This is a genomic window from Clostridium grantii DSM 8605, assembly GCF_900129965.1.
Lineage (GTDB): Bacteria > Bacillota > Clostridia > Clostridiales > Clostridiaceae > Clostridium_AF > Clostridium_AF grantii.
The window spans coordinates 58,247-75,739 of record NZ_FQXM01000004.1; the positions used below are offsets into that span (position 1 = coordinate 58,247).

19 protein-coding genes and 1 pseudogene are annotated in these 17,493 nt (G+C 29.1%); 8 read left to right on the forward strand and 12 right to left on the reverse strand.

What is annotated here, in order from left to right; genetic code table 11:
- Positions 1-76: 76 nt before the first annotated feature.
- The gene (gene tlp / locus BUB83_RS03840; protein ID WP_073337133.1) at positions 77-304 is read right to left on the reverse strand and encodes a small acid-soluble spore protein Tlp; all 228 of its coding nucleotides are present in this window, start codon (positions 302-304) and stop codon (positions 77-79) included.
- Positions 305-376: 72 nt separating this feature from the next.
- Complete coding sequence (locus tag BUB83_RS03845; RefSeq protein WP_073337134.1) at positions 377-3,628, reverse strand: DEAD/DEAH box helicase; 3,252 nt, start codon at positions 3,626-3,628, stop codon at positions 377-379.
- 219 nt (positions 3,629-3,847) lie between these two features.
- Between BUB83_RS03845 and BUB83_RS03850 the strand changes: the two genes are divergently transcribed.
- Together BUB83_RS03850 and BUB83_RS03855 are read left to right on the forward strand one after the other, a co-directional pair.
- A complete protein-coding gene (locus tag BUB83_RS03850) occupies positions 3,848-4,786 on the forward strand; it encodes a patatin-like phospholipase family protein (RefSeq protein ID WP_073337135.1) in 939 nt (312 codons plus the stop codon).
- A 206-nt stretch (positions 4,787-4,992) separates the two neighbouring features.
- Positions 4,993-6,663, forward strand: coding sequence for a hypothetical protein (locus BUB83_RS03855; protein ID WP_073337136.1), 1,671 nt, complete (start codon positions 4,993-4,995; stop codon positions 6,661-6,663).
- Between the two features lie 71 nt (positions 6,664-6,734).
- On the opposite strand, the gene BUB83_RS03860 is transcribed toward BUB83_RS03855, so the two are convergent.
- From BUB83_RS03860 to BUB83_RS03870, 3 genes and pseudogenes are all read right to left on the reverse strand, one after another.
- Entirely contained in the window at positions 6,735-7,091 is a 357-nt protein-coding gene (locus BUB83_RS03860) for an EAL domain-containing protein (RefSeq protein WP_073337137.1), read from the reverse strand.
- Entirely contained in the window at positions 7,088-7,597 is a 510-nt protein-coding gene (locus BUB83_RS03865) for a hypothetical protein (protein WP_073337138.1), read from the reverse strand. Before BUB83_RS03865 ends, BUB83_RS03860 begins: the two co-directional genes overlap by 4 nt.
- A gap of 96 nt (positions 7,598-7,693) precedes the next feature.
- Positions 7,694-8,266 (reverse strand): annotated as a pseudogene (locus tag BUB83_RS03870) (RNA-guided endonuclease TnpB family protein); the annotation flags it as partial.
- A gap of 38 nt (positions 8,267-8,304) precedes the next feature.
- Here BUB83_RS03870 and BUB83_RS22840 point away from each other — a divergent pair.
- Together BUB83_RS22840 and BUB83_RS22845 are read left to right on the forward strand one after the other, a co-directional pair.
- Positions 8,305-8,451, forward strand: a complete 147-nt coding sequence (locus tag BUB83_RS22840) for a hypothetical protein (RefSeq protein WP_341465338.1) — start codon at positions 8,305-8,307, stop codon at positions 8,449-8,451.
- 158 nt (positions 8,452-8,609) lie between these two features.
- A complete protein-coding gene (locus tag BUB83_RS22845) occupies positions 8,610-8,837 on the forward strand; it encodes a hypothetical protein (RefSeq protein WP_341465339.1) in 228 nt (75 codons plus the stop codon).
- A gap of 362 nt (positions 8,838-9,199) precedes the next feature.
- Here BUB83_RS22845 and BUB83_RS22180 read toward each other — a convergent pair whose 3' ends face one another.
- The 3 genes from BUB83_RS22180 to BUB83_RS03890 all read right to left on the reverse strand — a co-directional run bounded on the left by BUB83_RS22180 (position 9,200) and on the right by BUB83_RS03890 (position 12,116).
- A complete protein-coding gene (locus tag BUB83_RS22180; RefSeq protein WP_073337140.1) occupies positions 9,200-9,763 on the reverse strand; it encodes a hypothetical protein in 564 nt (187 codons plus the stop codon).
- 216 nt (positions 9,764-9,979) lie between these two features.
- Complete coding sequence (locus BUB83_RS03885) at positions 9,980-10,528, reverse strand: GNAT family N-acetyltransferase (protein ID WP_073337141.1); 549 nt, start codon at positions 10,526-10,528, stop codon at positions 9,980-9,982.
- A gap of 409 nt (positions 10,529-10,937) precedes the next feature.
- A complete protein-coding gene (locus tag BUB83_RS03890) occupies positions 10,938-12,116 on the reverse strand; it encodes a MalY/PatB family protein (RefSeq protein WP_073337142.1) in 1,179 nt (392 codons plus the stop codon).
- On the opposite strand from BUB83_RS03890, the gene BUB83_RS22900 reads away from it, so the two are divergent.
- Positions 12,054-12,461 carry a DUF805 domain-containing protein gene (locus BUB83_RS22900; protein WP_423231137.1) on the forward strand — a complete coding sequence of 136 codons (408 nt, stop codon included), beginning with the start codon at positions 12,054-12,056 and terminating at the stop codon, positions 12,459-12,461. The two genes, BUB83_RS03890 and BUB83_RS22900, sit on opposite strands and share 63 nt — an antisense overlap.
- Here the strand turns inward: BUB83_RS22900 and BUB83_RS22395 are convergent.
- Both BUB83_RS22395 and BUB83_RS03905 read right to left on the reverse strand, forming a co-directional pair.
- The gene (locus BUB83_RS22395; RefSeq protein ID WP_278336915.1) at positions 12,414-12,776 is read right to left on the reverse strand and encodes a nucleotidyltransferase substrate binding protein; all 363 of its coding nucleotides are present in this window, start codon (positions 12,774-12,776) and stop codon (positions 12,414-12,416) included. The two genes, BUB83_RS22900 and BUB83_RS22395, sit on opposite strands and share 48 nt — an antisense overlap.
- Before the next feature lie 296 nt (positions 12,777-13,072).
- Positions 13,073-13,279 (reverse strand): VOC family protein, encoded by a 207-nt coding sequence (locus BUB83_RS03905; RefSeq protein ID WP_073337143.1) that lies wholly within the window; start codon positions 13,277-13,279, stop codon positions 13,073-13,075.
- 306 nt (positions 13,280-13,585) lie between these two features.
- Between BUB83_RS03905 and BUB83_RS21210 the strand changes: the two genes are divergently transcribed.
- The 3 genes from BUB83_RS21210 (at position 13,586) to istB (ending at position 15,037) form a co-directional block, all read left to right on the forward strand.
- A complete protein-coding gene (locus BUB83_RS21210; RefSeq protein ID WP_341465340.1) occupies positions 13,586-13,828 on the forward strand; it encodes a phage integrase N-terminal SAM-like domain-containing protein in 243 nt (80 codons plus the stop codon).
- 332 nt (positions 13,829-14,160) lie between these two features.
- Positions 14,161-14,352 (forward strand): hypothetical protein, encoded by a 192-nt coding sequence (locus tag BUB83_RS03915; RefSeq protein ID WP_073337144.1) that lies wholly within the window; start codon positions 14,161-14,163, stop codon positions 14,350-14,352.
- Entirely contained in the window at positions 14,327-15,037 is a 711-nt protein-coding gene (gene istB / locus BUB83_RS03920; protein ID WP_073337145.1) for an IS21-like element helper ATPase IstB, read from the forward strand. Before BUB83_RS03915 ends, istB begins: the two co-directional genes overlap by 26 nt.
- A 43-nt stretch (positions 15,038-15,080) precedes the next feature.
- On the opposite strand, the gene BUB83_RS03925 is transcribed toward istB, so the two are convergent.
- Together BUB83_RS03925 and BUB83_RS03930 are read right to left on the reverse strand one after the other, a co-directional pair.
- Positions 15,081-16,412, reverse strand: coding sequence for an acetyl-CoA hydrolase/transferase family protein (locus BUB83_RS03925; protein ID WP_073337146.1), 1,332 nt, complete (start codon positions 16,410-16,412; stop codon positions 15,081-15,083).
- A 10-nt stretch (positions 16,413-16,422) separates the two neighbouring features.
- Positions 16,423-17,466, reverse strand: a complete 1,044-nt coding sequence (locus BUB83_RS03930) for a 3-oxoacyl-ACP synthase (RefSeq protein WP_073337147.1) — start codon at positions 17,464-17,466, stop codon at positions 16,423-16,425.
- Positions 17,467-17,493 lie beyond the last annotated feature (27 nt).

Consider the following 17,493-nt stretch of genomic DNA (forward strand, 5'->3'; position numbering starts at 1 on the left):
ATATTATTGTATATTTCTATACTTAATATATTTTAAAGTAGTAATGTGTAGTTTTTGTGAAGTAAATAATTAAACTTTATTTATAATTATTTTCTTTTGCCATTGCTTCTTCTTTTATTTCTTTTTTCATACCGGCAAGGGCTTCTTCTCTTAGTTGATTTTTTGATTCTAAGGTTTTTTTCATTTTCTCGTCACTGGTTTTTTCAATCACATCATTGGCTAAGCGAACGTTTTGAATAGTGTTATCAATATTACATTGAATTCTATCCACATTATCTGTTCTGTCATCTTTATTGTTTTTCATAATTTTCTCCTTTAATAAATATACAATTTAGGTTTAAGAACCTATATTTTATTATGTGTATATCTATATTAGTTATTCATTATAATCAAACAACTTAATAATTTCCTCTTCACTCATAGCCCCGAAACTGTCACCGCTAGATAATTCATCTCCCATTAATTCTGATATAAGTTTTTTCTTTTCTTCTTGAAGTAAAATGATTTTCTCCTCAATAGTTCCTTTAGCAATAATCTTTACAACTTCCACCACATTTTTTTGTCCTATTCTATGAGCTCTGTCTGTAGCTTGTTGCTCTACTGCCGGATTCCACCATGGATCAAAGTGAACTACAATATCTGCTGAGGTTAAATTAAGTCCTGTTCCACCTGCCTTTAAGCTTATTAGAAATACAAGATTTTCTCCCTGGTTAAAATCCTTTACCATTTCCATTCTTTTTGATGAAGGAACCGATCCATCTAAATAACTATAAAGGATTCTTTCTTCCACAAGTCTTTTATTTATATTTTTAAGCACTGAGGTGAATTGAGAGAAAACAAGAATTTTATGATTTCCTTCTATGCTTTCATGAAGTAGATCTATTAAAGCTTCTATTTTTCCGCTTCCTCCATTATAATCCTTCATCAATACGGAAGGATCTAAGCATAGTTGTCTTAACTTTGTTAAATAAGCTAGAATTTCTATCTTACTTTTTTTGAATTCTTCGTCCTTAACCTTTTTTTCAATAAGCTCCACTGCATGATTTGCATATATTCCATAAACCTTTTTTTGTTCCTCACTCATTTCAATCATAAGTGTTTTTTCTATTTTCTCCGGTAATTCTTTTAAAACATCTTTTTTTCTTCTCCTAAGAATAAATGGCTTGATAAGATTATTTAATTCCTCTAAAACTTCTGGGCTTTCTTTTAGTTTTTTATGATATCTTACACTAAATATCTTTTCATCATACAAATATCCAGGCATAATAAAATCAAATATTGACCATAATTCCATAAGTGAATTTTCTATTGGAGTTCCTGATAAAGCAAATTTACATCTTGCTTTTATTTCTTTCATAGCTTTTGCATTTTGAGAATGAGGATTTTTTATATATTGTGCTTCATCTAAAATACAATAATCAAAATCTATACTTTTATAAGCCTCTAAATCATTTTTTAATAAATTATAGGTAGTTATAACAACATCAAATTTTTCTATGTTTTTCAATATTTCTTCTCTTTCTTCAATTGAGCCATTTGCAGCTGCAACCCTAACTGAAGGTGCAAACTTTTCAAATTCACTTACCCAGTTATAGGTTAAAGATGTTGGAGCTACAATCAAAGATTTACTTTTTTTATTAGATAATATAAAAGTAATAGCTTGAAGGGTTTTACCAAGGCCCATCTCATCTCCTAAAATTCCTCCAAATCCTAAATAATCTAAGGTTTTAAACCAATTATACCCTAGCTTTTGATATTTTCTAAGTTCCCCTTTTAATTCTATTGGCTCTTTGAATATGAGTTTATTTATATTCTTTAATTTATCTTTAATTTCTTTCAGTTCTTGTTTTCCTTTTAAATATCTAATATTATTTTCTTCCAAATAATTATGTATAAAAGTTGCTTTATTTTTACTTATATCAATATGATTTTCATTAACTCCCTTAGGAGAAATCATATCCAAAAGCTTTAAAAATTTATTAAGCTCTAATTCCTTTAAATCTAGATATTCTCCGCTATTAAGTTTATAATATTTAAGATTATCTCTAAATGCTTTAAGTATATTTGAGGTTTCTTTTAATGGAATATCACCTATTTTAAAATCCATCTCTAAATAATTATATTTCCCTGCCTTAATTTCTCCATTAATTGATTTTGAGCCCAAAGATTTTATTCCTTTAAAATTTTCCGAATAATAAACCTGACCTATTTCTTGAAGTTTTTCAATTTTATTTTTAAAGAATTCAAATATTTCATTTTCTTCCTTTGTGAAATAAAATTCTTTCTTTATTTCTTCAAATCCTAGAGAGTAAAGAAGTTTTTTTACTTGGTTTTCTTTATTAACATCTCTATATATTATTTTTTCTTCACAATATTCATTTATATTAAATTCAAAGTTTTTATATTTTACTTTTAATAAAAGAGAAATTTTTTTTCCTATTTGATCAAAGTAAAAATTAAATTCACATTTAGCTGAAACTATTTTATCCTTTATAGTTTTGGCCAGCGTAACATTATTGGATAAAGTATTAAGGTCAGGAATTAACTTTCTTAGTACAGTTTCTTCCTCCTCCTTACTTATAGTTACAACCTTTGCTTCATTAAATACATGAAGGTATGGACTTATTTTATAGCAAAACTCATGCTCTGGTATATAAATAGAAGTTCCATATAAAAAAGCATTGTTTTTAGACCCTAAAACCATGGGCATTCCGATAACAGATTTTAAAATATAATCACCTTTTATTATCTTCAAATCAAAATCTATGGGTGGAGACTGTTTTAAAATTTCTGTGTCCACATCTCTTGAAAAAAAACCTTCACTTAAATACACTCTATGCTTGCTGATAAGCTCAAAAAATTCTCTAACCAAATATCTAGGAATATTAATATATTTTCCGTCTATGTATTTATCTTTACCTCTATTAAAAGACTTTTCATTTGTGTCCATTTCTTTTAACATCTCAATAAAATCTATAAGTCTTTTATCCTTTGTACTTAAACTATTCTCCTTTACATTAAATATAAAGTTATTACTATATTTTAAAGGAAATTTATTATGATAGCACACCAAAAAATGCTCAATATCTTTCAAAATGTAAAGATTTCTTGAATTAGTAGATTTAACCCCTATTTTAAAGTAAGCCGATATTTCGTCACTCCACTGATTTTTATTTACAAATACCTCTATCTTAATTTCTTTTTTATTTTTTTCCTCTCCTAAAAGAATGGATAAAATATTATTTTTATTTTCAAATATACTTTCTACCACTTTATCGGATTTTTTTAAAAATGGATGCTCAACTAACTCACTCAAGGATTTATAATAGGTAGCAACTAAATGTTTGCAACAATAATTACTTTTTTTAAATTCATTTTTTTCATAATCCAAGCAACTACAATGAGTGGTAAATATACTTTTATTTTCCCAATCCATTTCAATTTTCGTGTGATACTCATTAAATAAATTTTCTGAAATAACATTCCCATCTATGCAAATAAAATTTTCTTCAATATTTATATCTAATGAGGAAATCAAATCATTATTAAGCACTCTTTGCCCTTTAGCATGATTTTTTCCCGCTGTTCCTTCATTAAATATTTGTAATAATAAATCTTCTGTCAACATTCTATCACCCTTTAATTTTAACTTAACTTTTATTATATCATAAATACAGATAATTCACCTATTTACAAGTGTCTGTTAATTAATTGTAAATTTTATAATAACTATCTGTAAATTTTAAGAAATTTAATACATTAATTGGTAATATTGTTTGTGTAGAATATTATATATTATACTATTTTCTATATATTATTTTTTTAAGGATTTATTTTTAATAAGGAGATGGACACTATACAAAGATATAACGCAGTATTTGAAGGAGGCGGAATTAGGGGTATTGGTATAATTGGCGCCTTAAAATTTTTGCATAAATGCAATATAGAATGGGAAAATTTCGCAGGAACCTCTGTAGGCTCAATAATCGCCGCTTTACTTGCAGCTAATTATACTCCTCAGGAAATGCAAGATATTCTATCTGAAATCAATTATCTAGATTTTTTAGATACTGAAAACTTACACAGAGTACCCTTAATAGGAAAGCACTTATCCGTTTTAAAAGAAAAAGGTATATACTCAGGAGAATATTTTGAAAATTGGATAAAAGAACTTTTAATGAAAAAAGAAATAGTAACCTTTGAAGATGTTAGTTATAATGGCATTTCAAAATTAAAAATTATGGCCACAGATATAACTTTAAAAAGAAAACTCTTATTACCTGATGATTTAATTTACTATGGAATAGACCCAATGAAATTTGAAATAGCTAAAGCTATTCGGATGAGCATAAGCATCCCCTTTTATTTTAAACCTGTGAAATTTCAATACAGCAATAATTTTAGCTATATAGTTGATGGGGCTGTTTGTTGCAATTACCCCTTAAGAATTTTTGATGATAAAAATAAGTATTCACAGCCAACGCTAGGTTTCAAATTTATGAATTCTGATTTAAGTTTAACTTCTCAAGGGAAAACAGATGCAATGTCCTTTTTAATGGATATTACTAGTACAATGGCCACTGTTTCTCATGATCAAATTTTAACAAAAGAAGATGAAGAAAGAACCATATTTATTCCTACAAATGGAGTAGATGCTACAGATTTTAATATTTCAAAACAGAAAAGTATTGATTTATTTAAGGTTGGCTATAAAGCTGCTTCTTTGTTTTGGAGTAATACTATTGAAAATGAAGTTACCGATGAAAATACAACTACAGCCTCATAATAAATGTTAAAAAGATAAGCTTTTTTATAAAGCCTATCTTTTTTTGATACAATAATTTGCATAATTACTATATATATACTTTATAATAAATTAAATTTTGTAATATATTTGTTACTTAATAGTTTAAATTTCTATGTATAATGATTATGTAAACAATATTAAATTGTATTTTAAATCATATTAAGTAAATATCAGGAGGATAAATCATGAAAAGGAAATTTGCTCCAATATTAATTTCATTGTTCATTACCATTCTACTAGCAGTGTTCATCAATCAATTGTTTTTACCAGTTTTAAATTTAAAATATTTTGGTTCTGTTCTAATTATTCTTATTTTATCTATTCCATTATCTATAGGTATAGGTTATTCCACAAAAAAAACCTTAGCCTATCTTATTGCTCCATCATTAATAATTCTCTTTATGCTGGCAAATATGATTATTTCAAGTGGTATAGTGAATAACACAAAAAAACGTGCTTTAATAGGTCAAATAACAGCAAAGGATTTTTCTACAGATATTTCCCCTATAGATTTAACTCAAATCCCAGTAGTTGATCAAGAATTAGCACAAAACTTAGGTGATAAAAAGCTTGGGGAGCAAGTAGCTCTTGGAAGTCAAGTAACTCTTGGACAATTTACAAAACAAAATGTAAATGGAAAACTTTTTTGGGTGGCTCCATTAACACACTCCGGTTTTTTCAAATGGAATTCAAATAAAGATGGTACTCCTGGTTATATTATGATAAGTGCAACCAATCAAGGAGATATAAGCTTAGTTCAAACTATAAATAACAAAGATGTTAAAATAAAATATCAACCTTCTGGATTTTTCAATGATGATTTAGCTAGACATGTATATAATGCTGGTTATAAAAATACTGGGCTTACTGACTACTCCTTTGAGTTAGATGATGAAGGTAATCCATTTTGGGTTATAACTAAATATGAAAATACTTTTGGTTTTACAGGTTCAAATGCTTCTGGTGTTCTTATTGTAGACCCTGAAACAGGTTTAATTGAAGACTATGGATTAAATGAAATTCCTCAATGGGTAGACAGAGTTATACCAGCTGATTTTGTTATGAAACAATTAAATCAATGGGGCAAGTACGTCCATGGATGGTGGAATCCTTCTAACAAAGATGTAATTCAAACAACTGAAGGTTATAATATTGTTTATAATAATGGAGAGTGTTTTTATTATACCGGAATGACTTCAGCTGGTGCGGATGAAGCCACTATTGGTTTTATGTTAGTAAATACAAAAACAAAAGAAACAAATCTTTATAAAGTATCAGGTTCCCATGAAATTGCTGCAATGCAATCTGCTGAGGGACAAGTTCAAGAAAAAGAATACACTGCAACCTTTCCTATCCTTATAAATGTAGATGGCCAAGCAACCTATTTTATGACCTTAAAAGATAAAAAAGGCTTAGTTAAACTTTATGCTATGGTTAATGTAAAAGATTATAGTTTGGTAGGTGTTGGGGAATCTTTAAGTAAAACAAAATCAAATTATATTAAAAAATTAAAAAATCAAGGAGATTGGCAAGGTCTTCAAAACAGTAATGAAGAAATAAAGGAAAAAGGAATTGTAAAAAGAATCGGTTCTAGCATCATTGATGACACCACTTATTACTATATAGTTATTAATGAAAGATTAGATAAAATCTTTATTTCTTCTTTGAATATGAGTAATGAATTGCCTTTAACAAAAGAAGGCGACAATGTTGAAATTTCTTATTTTATAAATGAGAATTCTAGTATAGATTTAACAAGCTTTGATAATTTAGAGTTAACTCAAACAAAATCTGAATCAGAAGAAGTTATACTAGAAGAAAATAAAGAATTAGAAGATACTACCCTTACTAATTAAGTTATTATTTTACCATTAAAAACCCCAATTCATTTATTTCTGGGGTTTTATATTGGTTTAATTAGCTTATTTTACTCCAACTTATTTTTGCTCAAATAATTGATATTTATAATACTTTCAATACCCTCTTTCTCTAAGGGTTTGCTAAATAAATATCCTTGTATAAACTGGCAGTTAAGTTCTTTAAGTATCTCATACTGTTCATAAGTTTCTACTCCTTCTGATACTATATCTAATTTAAATTCATTAGCTAGCATAAACAAACAATTAACCACCTGTTTATTATCTTCATTCAAATATTCATAAATTAATGCTTTGTCAAATTTTATAATATCAACTGGAAACATCTTTAGATACTGTATTGAAGTATATTCACTTCCAAAATCATCAATTGCTATTTTAGTTCCTATGGACTTTAGCTTATTCATAAATTCATTAGCTTTATTCTCATCCTCTTAATATTTTTGTTATTATCTTCACTTCTTTTCCCAACAATAAAAAACCATTTAGTATCTACAGCTCTGTTTTTACTTGCCACTTCACAACTAATCTTTTCACAAATTCCTTCTTTATAATGATTATATGATTCTAAAAATTTACTTTTATCATTTTTATCAAGAAAACTATCCATTATTTCATAAATATCGTTAAATTTATTAGCTACAATTTCTTTTTTCCTTCCGAAAGGAAATGATATTTTATTTTTATTTTCATCTAATTCCCATAAATATATTCCAGATTCATCCATAACTAAGTTTAATTTTTCATTTATGTTCTTTAAATTCATGATTGCAAGGTTGATTTTATCCAATAACTCATTTATTGCTAAATAAAGACCTTCAAAGTTACGATTTTCTGAAATTGGTAATTTGTATAACTGATCTCTGTTATAATCAATGTCTTTAATATGCTTATTCAGTGAACTACTCACCACCTAAGAGGTGGAAGCTTCTTGGTCAATACTACTACTGTAGCAAGTTTACCCAAGCTATCAAGGTCAGAACCAACCTCTATAGCAATATATCTCATATTACATTGCTAATTTTAGTAGATTTTTAGCAGCATTTATATCCCTATCCATTACCATTCCACACACTGGGCATATATAAGTCCTACAAGATAAGTCTTTTGTTTGACTTGATTTATTGTCACAACTAGAACATAGTTGACTACTTGCATAATTTGATGATGCTATTATTATTTCTATACCATACCATTTTGCTTTATACTCTAGCATCCTTCTAAATTCATTCCAACTTACGTCTGCTATTGATTTATCCAACTTGTGATTTTTAATTATGTTACTTACTTTTAAGTCCTCAATCACTATAACTTGGTTTTCGTTAATTAATTGAGTGCTTATTTTATGCAAAATATCTTTCCTTTGATTAGCTATTTTCTCGTGCAGCTTTGCTACTTTAATTCTAGCTTTTTTTCTGTTGTTACTACCTTTCTGTTTTCGTGATAGGTTTTTTTAAAGTTTAGCTAACCTTTTTTCTGATTTCTTTAAGTGCTTGGCATTACTAAAAAACACTCCATCACTTGTTATTGCAAATTCCTTTATTCCTAAATCTACACCAATTTTTTTATCTGTTTTAGAAAGAATTAAATGTATCTGTGTCTTATGTAGGAATCATTAGCATGGTAATTGCAGGAGGAACCATCATATCCAGTTTATTTAGCGATAAATTAATCCGAAAATTAGGTACTGGAGTAGTAACAATTATTAGCGTTTCAATGACAGCGGTAGCATTACTAGGATTTTCATTTTCTCATTCCTTTTGGTAGTTATGCTTATGGGGAATTCCTTACGGACTTGGGGCTGGAAGTGTGAATGCCGCTTTGAACAACTTTGTGGCGTTGCACTACAAATCACGACATATGAGCTGGTTACATTCCTTCTGGGGAGTTGGTGCAACAGCTGTTCCATATATTATGGACTATGCTTGACAAATGGTTTGAAATGGAATTCTGGATATCAAAGCATTAGTATTATACAAATTGTTCTTGTTATTTGTTTGATTATATCCTTACCTTTATGGAAAACAAAACAAGAAGCAAGTGAATCGTCAACCCAAGAGATAAAAAGTATAAGTTTAAAGGAAGCCCTAAAACTACCTGGAGCAAAGGCAATATTAACGGCATTTTTCTGTTATTGTTCTTTAGAAGCCTAAACTGGTCTTTGGGCAAGCAGCTATTTGGTGCTTCACAAAGGAATTAATGCGGAAATAGCAGCAACATGGGCATCCCTGTTTTATCTTGGAATAACCTTGGGACGATTCGTCAGTGGTTTCATTGCAGCATTAGGCACCCTGTTATTATTAATTCCTCTGGGAGATATTATAACACTTATGGGGCTAATTCTAGTAGGATTAGGATGTGCCCCTATCTTCCCAAGTCTTCTTCACGAGACACCTAATAATTTTGGTTCTGATAAATCTCAGGCCATTATGGGAATGCAAATGGCATGTGCCTACTTAGGAACCACTTTCATGTCACCAGTATTCGGTTTTATAGCAGAGTATATTAGCTTGTCTTATTTTTTCTTAACAGTTGTCAAAGTCTGCACAGGACATATAGTACACCAAGTTCTCGGTGCATATAAGATACCAAGAATTAATCCTACAATAGTAGATGAAAACATAATAGAGTACATCCTATACCCTAAATGAATTATTCCATTAGGAAGACTTATATTTAAAAGTTGAGGTAAATCAAAAGGCATAGTGAATAAAATCATAAATCGAATTTCACCCATAGGTGCTACCTTCCCCAGAGAAACCATAATTGTAGACATGGTAACAAAGAATAAATTGATTATAAAGTATATAACTACTCCTCTTTTAAACCCTTCAGTTTTTAGTACTTTAGGTAGTTTTTTCTTTAAACTTATTTTACTAAGAAATCTCATAAAGAACCCTGCACGAGGACAATAATATTTACACCAAATTTTATCTTTATATATACCAAAGAGTACAAAAGGTGTAATAAAACATAAAAATCCTAGAATTGAAAATGATATATGGATCATTCCAAGTATAAAAAATAAAATTGTAATAATAAAAAAAGAATCTTGATAGTTAGTAAATTTTTTAGTCATATTCCTTTTAACCTCCATGAAATAAATCGTAGCATCTTTCAACATTTTTTCAAAATCTTTATATCTCTAACATAAAAGAGTTGGCAGTAAATAAAATCAAGATATAATTATATTATACTACCCCATAGGGGTATGGTGCAATAGCTACAATGGAGGATTTTATTTCGAAATCTTCTATTGTTAAAGTTAATACTAAGTTTACATAAATCTCTTTACTTACCTCTTCAAAAGTGAATACATAATTAAATCTTGCTTTTTGTTTCTCAAGAATGCATATTCTCTTAAGAGGCCTTCTTTTACAAACCCCAATTTTCTTAATGATTCTTGGGATGCAATATTTTCTGGATAAACGAGGGCTTCTATCCTATTAAGACACATATGATGAAATCCATATTCTATAATTCCATTTACAGCTTCTGTTATATATCCTTTTCTCCAATATTTATCCGATAATTCATATCCAATTTCAGCTCTAAAATTTTTCTTATTCCAATTATGATAACCACAGGTCCCTATTAGTTTGTTCTCTTTTTTTAACTCAATTCCCCATCTAATAGTTCTACCCTCTTCAAACCCTTTATTAAAATTCATAATTAAATTATCCGATTCTATTAGTTCTTTCATGGGAAACATACCATAAAACATCATGATTTTTTCAGATGAAAAAATCTCAAATAAATCTGTGTTATCAGATAAGTCGATTCTTCTCAAAATTAGTCTTTCTGTTTCTATAACTACAAAATCTCTTTCTAATAAATACTCCATTTTCACTCTCCTAGTTAATGATATTTATGGCATGTACCAATATGAATGGAATCCTGATAATTGAGTAATTGAATTTCTAGGCATCCCATTAATTAAACCCATCTTATGCTTTATAAAAACAGCAAGTCCTATGATAATAAATACAGGAATAAGAAATAAACTAGCAACTAAATTTAGTTGAATCTTTTATAGAAAAACTATTTGCATTCATGCTGAAAAATCAGTTAAATACTATAAAGTTTCCTTTATAGTATTATAGACCTTATAATGCTAAAAAAAGTTACAATAAAGTTAAATTTTATTAAAAAGTTATGTTTAATCCAAAACTACAAAATATTGTCCCAAATACTCCTATCATCCTTGAAATATTACAGATATAAATGACAGCCTCAGGCTCGCTGACTTGCTACTATTTTTTGAAAGTCTTCTTAAGTCTTTGCAAGCCTTCCATCATAACTTTAGTTGGACAGGCTATATTCATGCGTTCAAACCCGTTTCCTTCTTCCCCGAAAATATAACCTTCATCCAAGAAAACTTTTGCTTCCATATGTAAGATTTTTTGAAGTTCATTTTTATCTAGGCCTACTCCATTAAAATCCATCCATTGAAGGTAGGTCCCTTCAAGGTTATATACTTTTATTTCAGGAATATTAGCTTCAATATACTTCCTTAACTCCAAATGGTTATGATATATATGTTTAATAAGTTCATTTAACCATTCTCCACACTGAGTATAAGCAATCTCACATGCCTTATACCCCAAAATATTCAAATGAAAAGCTCCATTTGAATAGACTTCTTTTTTGTAAGTATGTCTAATTTTCTTATTGGGTATTATTATGTTTGAAGTGTGCATCCCTGCCAAATTGAAAGTCTTACTTGGAGCAGTACATACTATTATGTTATTTGTTATTTCCTCGGATATTTTTGCAAACACTGTATGTTCGTATCCTGGCATAATAATATCAAAATGTATTTCATCTGATATAATTAAAACATTATTCCGTAAACATATTTCTCCTATTTTTTCTAGTTCTTCTTTTTTCCATACTCTTCCTACGGGATTGTGTGGGCTACAAAAAAGAAGTATCTTATTTCTTGAATTTTCAGCTTTTCTTTCTAAATCTTCATAGTCTATAACGTAGGTATCCCCTGTATTTATTAAGGGATTTTTCACAACCTTTCTATCATTCTTTTCTAAAGCTTTATAGAAAGGATTATATACCGGTGTCATTATTATTACTCCATCTCCTGGATTTGAAAAGGCCTTCACAGCGGAATAAAAACTGCTTACAACTCCAGGAGATCCTACTATCCATTCAGGTTTTATATCCCAATGGTGCATTTTCTTCATCCAGTCACATACGGCATTTAAGTAGCTTTCCGTTGGAACAGTATATCCTAAAATAGTAGAATCAATATATTTTTTTAGTCCATCTACTATTTCAGGTGGATTCTTTAACTCCATATCTGCTATAGAGAAAGGAATTATATTTTCATTTACATTAGGATTCCATTTTTTCATTTGTTCATACTTAGCAGAACCTTTATTTGTTCTATTTACAATAGTTTCAAAATCATACTTCATCATTTACACTCCTTAATATTTTGGCTATGTATAAGAATTGATATATTCGTTCAATTTAATGGACGTGCAAGAAGAAGAGAATTTTGGATGTTTGTATTGTTTAACTTAATTATTTCTATCTTAATTTCTATTTTATCTTATGTTATTGGCGTAGATGTTAGTTTTATTGGTGGATTATATAGTTTTGCAATATTATTACCAAGTCTTGCTCTTTGTATAAAAAGATTACACGATGTTGGAAAAAGTGGCGCTTTTATTTTAATTAATTTCATACCAGGTGTAGAATTTATATGGTTTTTAATACTTGTTTGTACAATGGGAGATCCAGGAGAAAATACCTATTAATTTATTAATAGCTTCCACAATACTACCTTTATTTACACCCAAATAATTTATACATAAATCTATGTGTGAATTAAAGTTAGCCATTTTCTTAGCTCTAGAACCAAATAAAATCACTTTTTCGGAAATATTACTTAATAATTTTTCTATAGCATCAATATATTCATCTAAAATTTTCTCTTTTATATCTTCATAATCCTCTTCATTATAAATATGGGAAGTACTATTCCTTGAAAGCAAGATGTCATTCCAAATATTTATGTCATCTATAAGACCTTCTTTAAAAGCTTGCTTATAACACCCTCTAGGATTATTTATTTACAAGCCAGATGCTTTGAATATTTTAGACAATAACTTCCAAGTCAAGTCTTCTAATGTTTCATATTTTTTAATAATAGAATCTCTATATACTTCAATTGTTATATCATTAGGATTATCTAATTTATTAAAATTTTATTTTATGTTTTTCAGATGAACCAACATTCTATCGGTATAGTTATATGTCAAATTTATAGATTCATCTTATTTTTCTAATATTGCAATCACTTATTATTTTCCTCCAATGCTTCTTAATAATTCTTTTCTTAACATTATTATATACAATTTCTTAGAAATCATAGACAGTATTTATTATTTCTAAGTTTTATTCTTTTTTCATCATACTTAGAGTTAGATAAAGCTATACAATTGCCGTTAAAATTCAACTGTTCCCATCTATCAAATCTTTGTACAGATACTTCCATTTCTAACAAAGCCTCATAAAATATTATTGATTTTTCAATATCCTTTACTATAAGATAAGTAGAAGCTAAATTTAACACATTATCCTCCCTTTATTAAAATTTTGTTTTAATTGTATATTTAGTTTATGGTATCCAAATAATCAATGCTATATGTGCTATCGCTATAAAAGAATGAGTATATGTTTCCATAAATTTTAAATTAATTCACATTGTCGGTATTTTACCCAGAATGTAACTTGTCCAAATATGTATAGCACTAAACCGCTGGCGCGGTGGTCTTAAACCCTCCATCCAATAGTAGCATCATATAAATATAAGTATTATCTCTTTTGTATACAACCCCTTTATCAAGGAAATAATTTTAAATAAAGGAGATGTATAATTATGACAAAAGAACAAGTTTTGCAACAACTAAAGTTTGACGTAGAACTACGAGGTTTTAGCAAACATACTCAAGATGAATACTACACTAAAGGCAAAATATTTCAAAATCACTTTAATAAACCTGCAACTGAACTCAATATAACTCATATCAGAGAATTTCTTCACTATCTAACAGCTATAAAAAAGCTAGATTCTGGAAGTGTAAATTCCTATAATAGGGTCTTAGATTTTTGTATGGTGTAACCTTAAACATCAATTTAAATTATAAACAAATCCCCCGCCACCGAAGACATCGTAAATTTCCCAATATCCTTACTAAACAAGAAATTCAAATGCTTGCTAATGCAAGAATATGCCAAGCTACAGGCTTACCGCCTATATTAGTTTTTAACAAAGAAAAAGAACATCTACTACCACTACCCAATGATAAAGTATGTTCTTTTTACAAAAATGTCACCACTTCAGTAAAGGTGAATACCAATGCTCTGTTTAAGTACAAACAAAACATGTACTCTGTTCCACCATAACTTATTGGTAAAACAATTTCTATAGATGTTACTGAAGATAACCTTTATGTGTATTATAACAAAAATTTAGTTACAATACATGGCATTTCTAAAAACAAAATTAATTATCATAAAGAACATCATGTGCAATTATTAGGAATTACATTTAAGGGACAAGAAAAAGAAACAGTAGAAGACTATGCAAATAAACATTTTAAAGAATTGGAGAAGTTTAATGAACAGTTATCAAAAGTTATGTGAAAATTTAAAGGACCTAAAATTAACACAAATAAACCTTAAGATAGATGAATATATAACCAAGGTAAATGAAGGACAAATAAGCTTAGTAGACGCGCTCTACGAGCTTACAGCAAAGGAAATAGAGGAGAAGAACTTCAATGCTACTAATGCAATGGTAAAGGTAGTTGGATTTCCACACTTAAAGGAAATTAAGGACTTCGATTTCGACTTTCAGCCTAAAATAAACAAAAATCAATTTTTGGATTTTGCGAGTTTAAGATTTTTGGAGAGTAATAGCAATATAATTTTGATTGGCAATAGTTGTGTTGGTAAAACTCATCTAGCAACCTCAATCGGGATAGCTGCTGCTAAAAAAAGGGTTAGCACCTACTTTATAAAGTGTCATGATTTAATTGATCAACTAAAGAAAGCCTATTTAGAAAATAGGCTTGATAGTAGGATAAAACATTTTAGTAAGTACAAGTTATTAATAATTGATGAGATTGGATTTTTGCCTATTGGTGAGCAAGAAGCTAAGATGTTCTTTCAATTAATAGATAAGAGATATGAGCAAAAGAGCACTATAATCACCAGCAACATTAATTTATCTAATTGGAGTCAAATATTTGTGGACAATATGATAGCTAGCGCTATTCTTGATAGATTAGTTCATCACTCTAGTATTTTAAAAATATTCTATCTATAATTATGTGGAAATAAAAAATAAACTTTAAATTTAAAGTCAACTATTATAATAGTTTCATTTTTTCAGCTTCTTCTCTTAATTCTTTTCTAAAATCAGGGTGAGCAATATTAATCAATCTTTCAGCTCTTTCTCTTACTGATCTTCCTCTTAACCATGCAACTCCATATTCTGTAACTACATAATCCACATCATTTCTAGATAAACTAACTGCCGCTCCTTGTTTTAACAAGGGAGTGATTTTTGAAACTGTTATTTTTTCACCTTTTTCATTCTTAACTTGTGCTGTAGAATAAAGTGTTATAAAAGATTTACCCTCTGGGCAAATCTGTGCTCCAACTGCGGTATCAGATTGTCCACCTGTCCCAGAAATTTGATTAGGCCCTATGGATTCAGAAGCACATTGACCAAACAAATCTACTTCAATAGTTGTATTAATTGAAACCATTTTATGATTTTGTCCAATAACATGAGGGTCATTTGTCCATTTTCCATTTAAAAATACTACAGATGGATTATTGTCCAAAAACTCATATAATTTTTTCGAACCTAAAGCAAAAGTTGCAACAGATTTACCTTTGTATAAAGTTTTTCGCGAATTATTAACAGCCCCGCATTGAATCAAATCCACCATACCATCAGTAAACATTTCTGTATGAATTCCTAAATCTTTTTTTTCTTTTAATGCTTCTGCAACAGCATTAGGTATACCCCCAATTCCAAGTTGGATTGTAGATCCATCCTCAATTAACTCCGCTACAAATTTTCCTATTTTTTTATCTTTTTCTGTTATCGGTATTTCTGGTAACGCAGGTACTTCATTGCACGTTTCCACTAATGCTTTTATTTCGCTTATATGAACAATTGTATCGCCAAAAGTTCTTGGAAAGTTTGGATTTACTTCTGCAATCACTATAGCCCCATTATCTATTGCATCCCTTTCATAGGTACATCCCAATGAAAGACTTAAATATCCATGGTCATCCATGGGTGAACAAACTACAAGTAAAACTAATCTACGCCCTTCTAAAGTAAATAATTTTTTTGTTAAAGCTTGATGTAAATGTTGAGGAATAAATGTGGTTATACCTTTTGCATGAGCCTTTCTTAAAGGTGGTGTGTAAAACCATCCGTTTACTAATATACTATCCATATAATCATGACTTTTTATAAATTCATAATTACCCATTGGTAAACAATTTATAAGCTCACACCCCATTACATTATTATCTTTAATTGTATGCAAGCTACTTAATATTGATATCGGTTCACTTCCCCCTAATCCAGTTAAAATACAATCATTAGACTTTATTACATTCAAAGCTTCTGGTATACTTTTAACTTTACTTTTATACATCTCATGGATATCTGTATTCATGTCGAACCTCCTATTTTTGGATTTTTCCCCATCTAACTAGTGAACAAGCAAATGCATATCCAGTACCAGCTCCCAAAAGAGCACAAACAGTACCATCTTTTACTTTTCCTTCTTTGATTCCATAATCTAAAGCTAAAAACTGATCTACATGTCCACAATGTCCATCATCAGACAAATATACAGTTTTCTCTTTATCTATTCCAAGGCCTGCCATAATTGCATAATGAGCCCTTGGTCCTATATGATTAATGCCAATAAAATCAATATCTCTTTCATTTAAATTTGAAGCTTTTAATGCTTTTCTAACAGCAAGGTCAAAGTCACCTAAAGATCTCTCCCCTAGTCTTTTCTTCATACCTTCTGGATCTGGAAGGTCAATAAGTTTAGCTTTTCTTAGCATTTCTGGATCACTTGCAATTTCCTCAGTAATTGGATATAAAGTACCACCATATTTTCCTTTTACATCATCACAAAATACGTGATCACTTACTATACCTGACCCCAATAATTCATTTTCAAAATGGTCTCTTTTTAATATTAGTGCAAATCCACCTGGTGACATATCAAACATAAAAGATTGATTTGGATCTTTATAATCAATTAAGTATGCATTAGAATTTCCACCCGCAATTAGTACAGTATTTAAAGTTTCATCAGCATACATCATATTTTTTGCGATTTTTAAAGCAAGAGGTGTAGCTGCACATCTATATGATAAATCCCATGCATAAGCATTATCCGCCCCTATTTCATTTTGTATCTTTATTCCTACTGTCCAGCAAATATACTCACTATATGCTTCCCCTGCATAAAGTATCATATCTATTTCTTTAGGGTTTATTTTAGTTTTTTCCAACAAAGCTTTATAAGCTTTTGTAGCCATTATTCCTGGATGATCTTCTGGTCCACCTAAATGTTTTTTGTTGATACCCATTTTTTCTCTTAATATTTTAGCAGGTATATTTACCTGTTCAGATAACTCTTCTGCAGTAATTGTTTCTTCTGGTAAATAAATCGAATAATCTAAAACACCTACGCAAAATCTTTTTTCCATATATAATTCCTCCATAATTTTTTTATA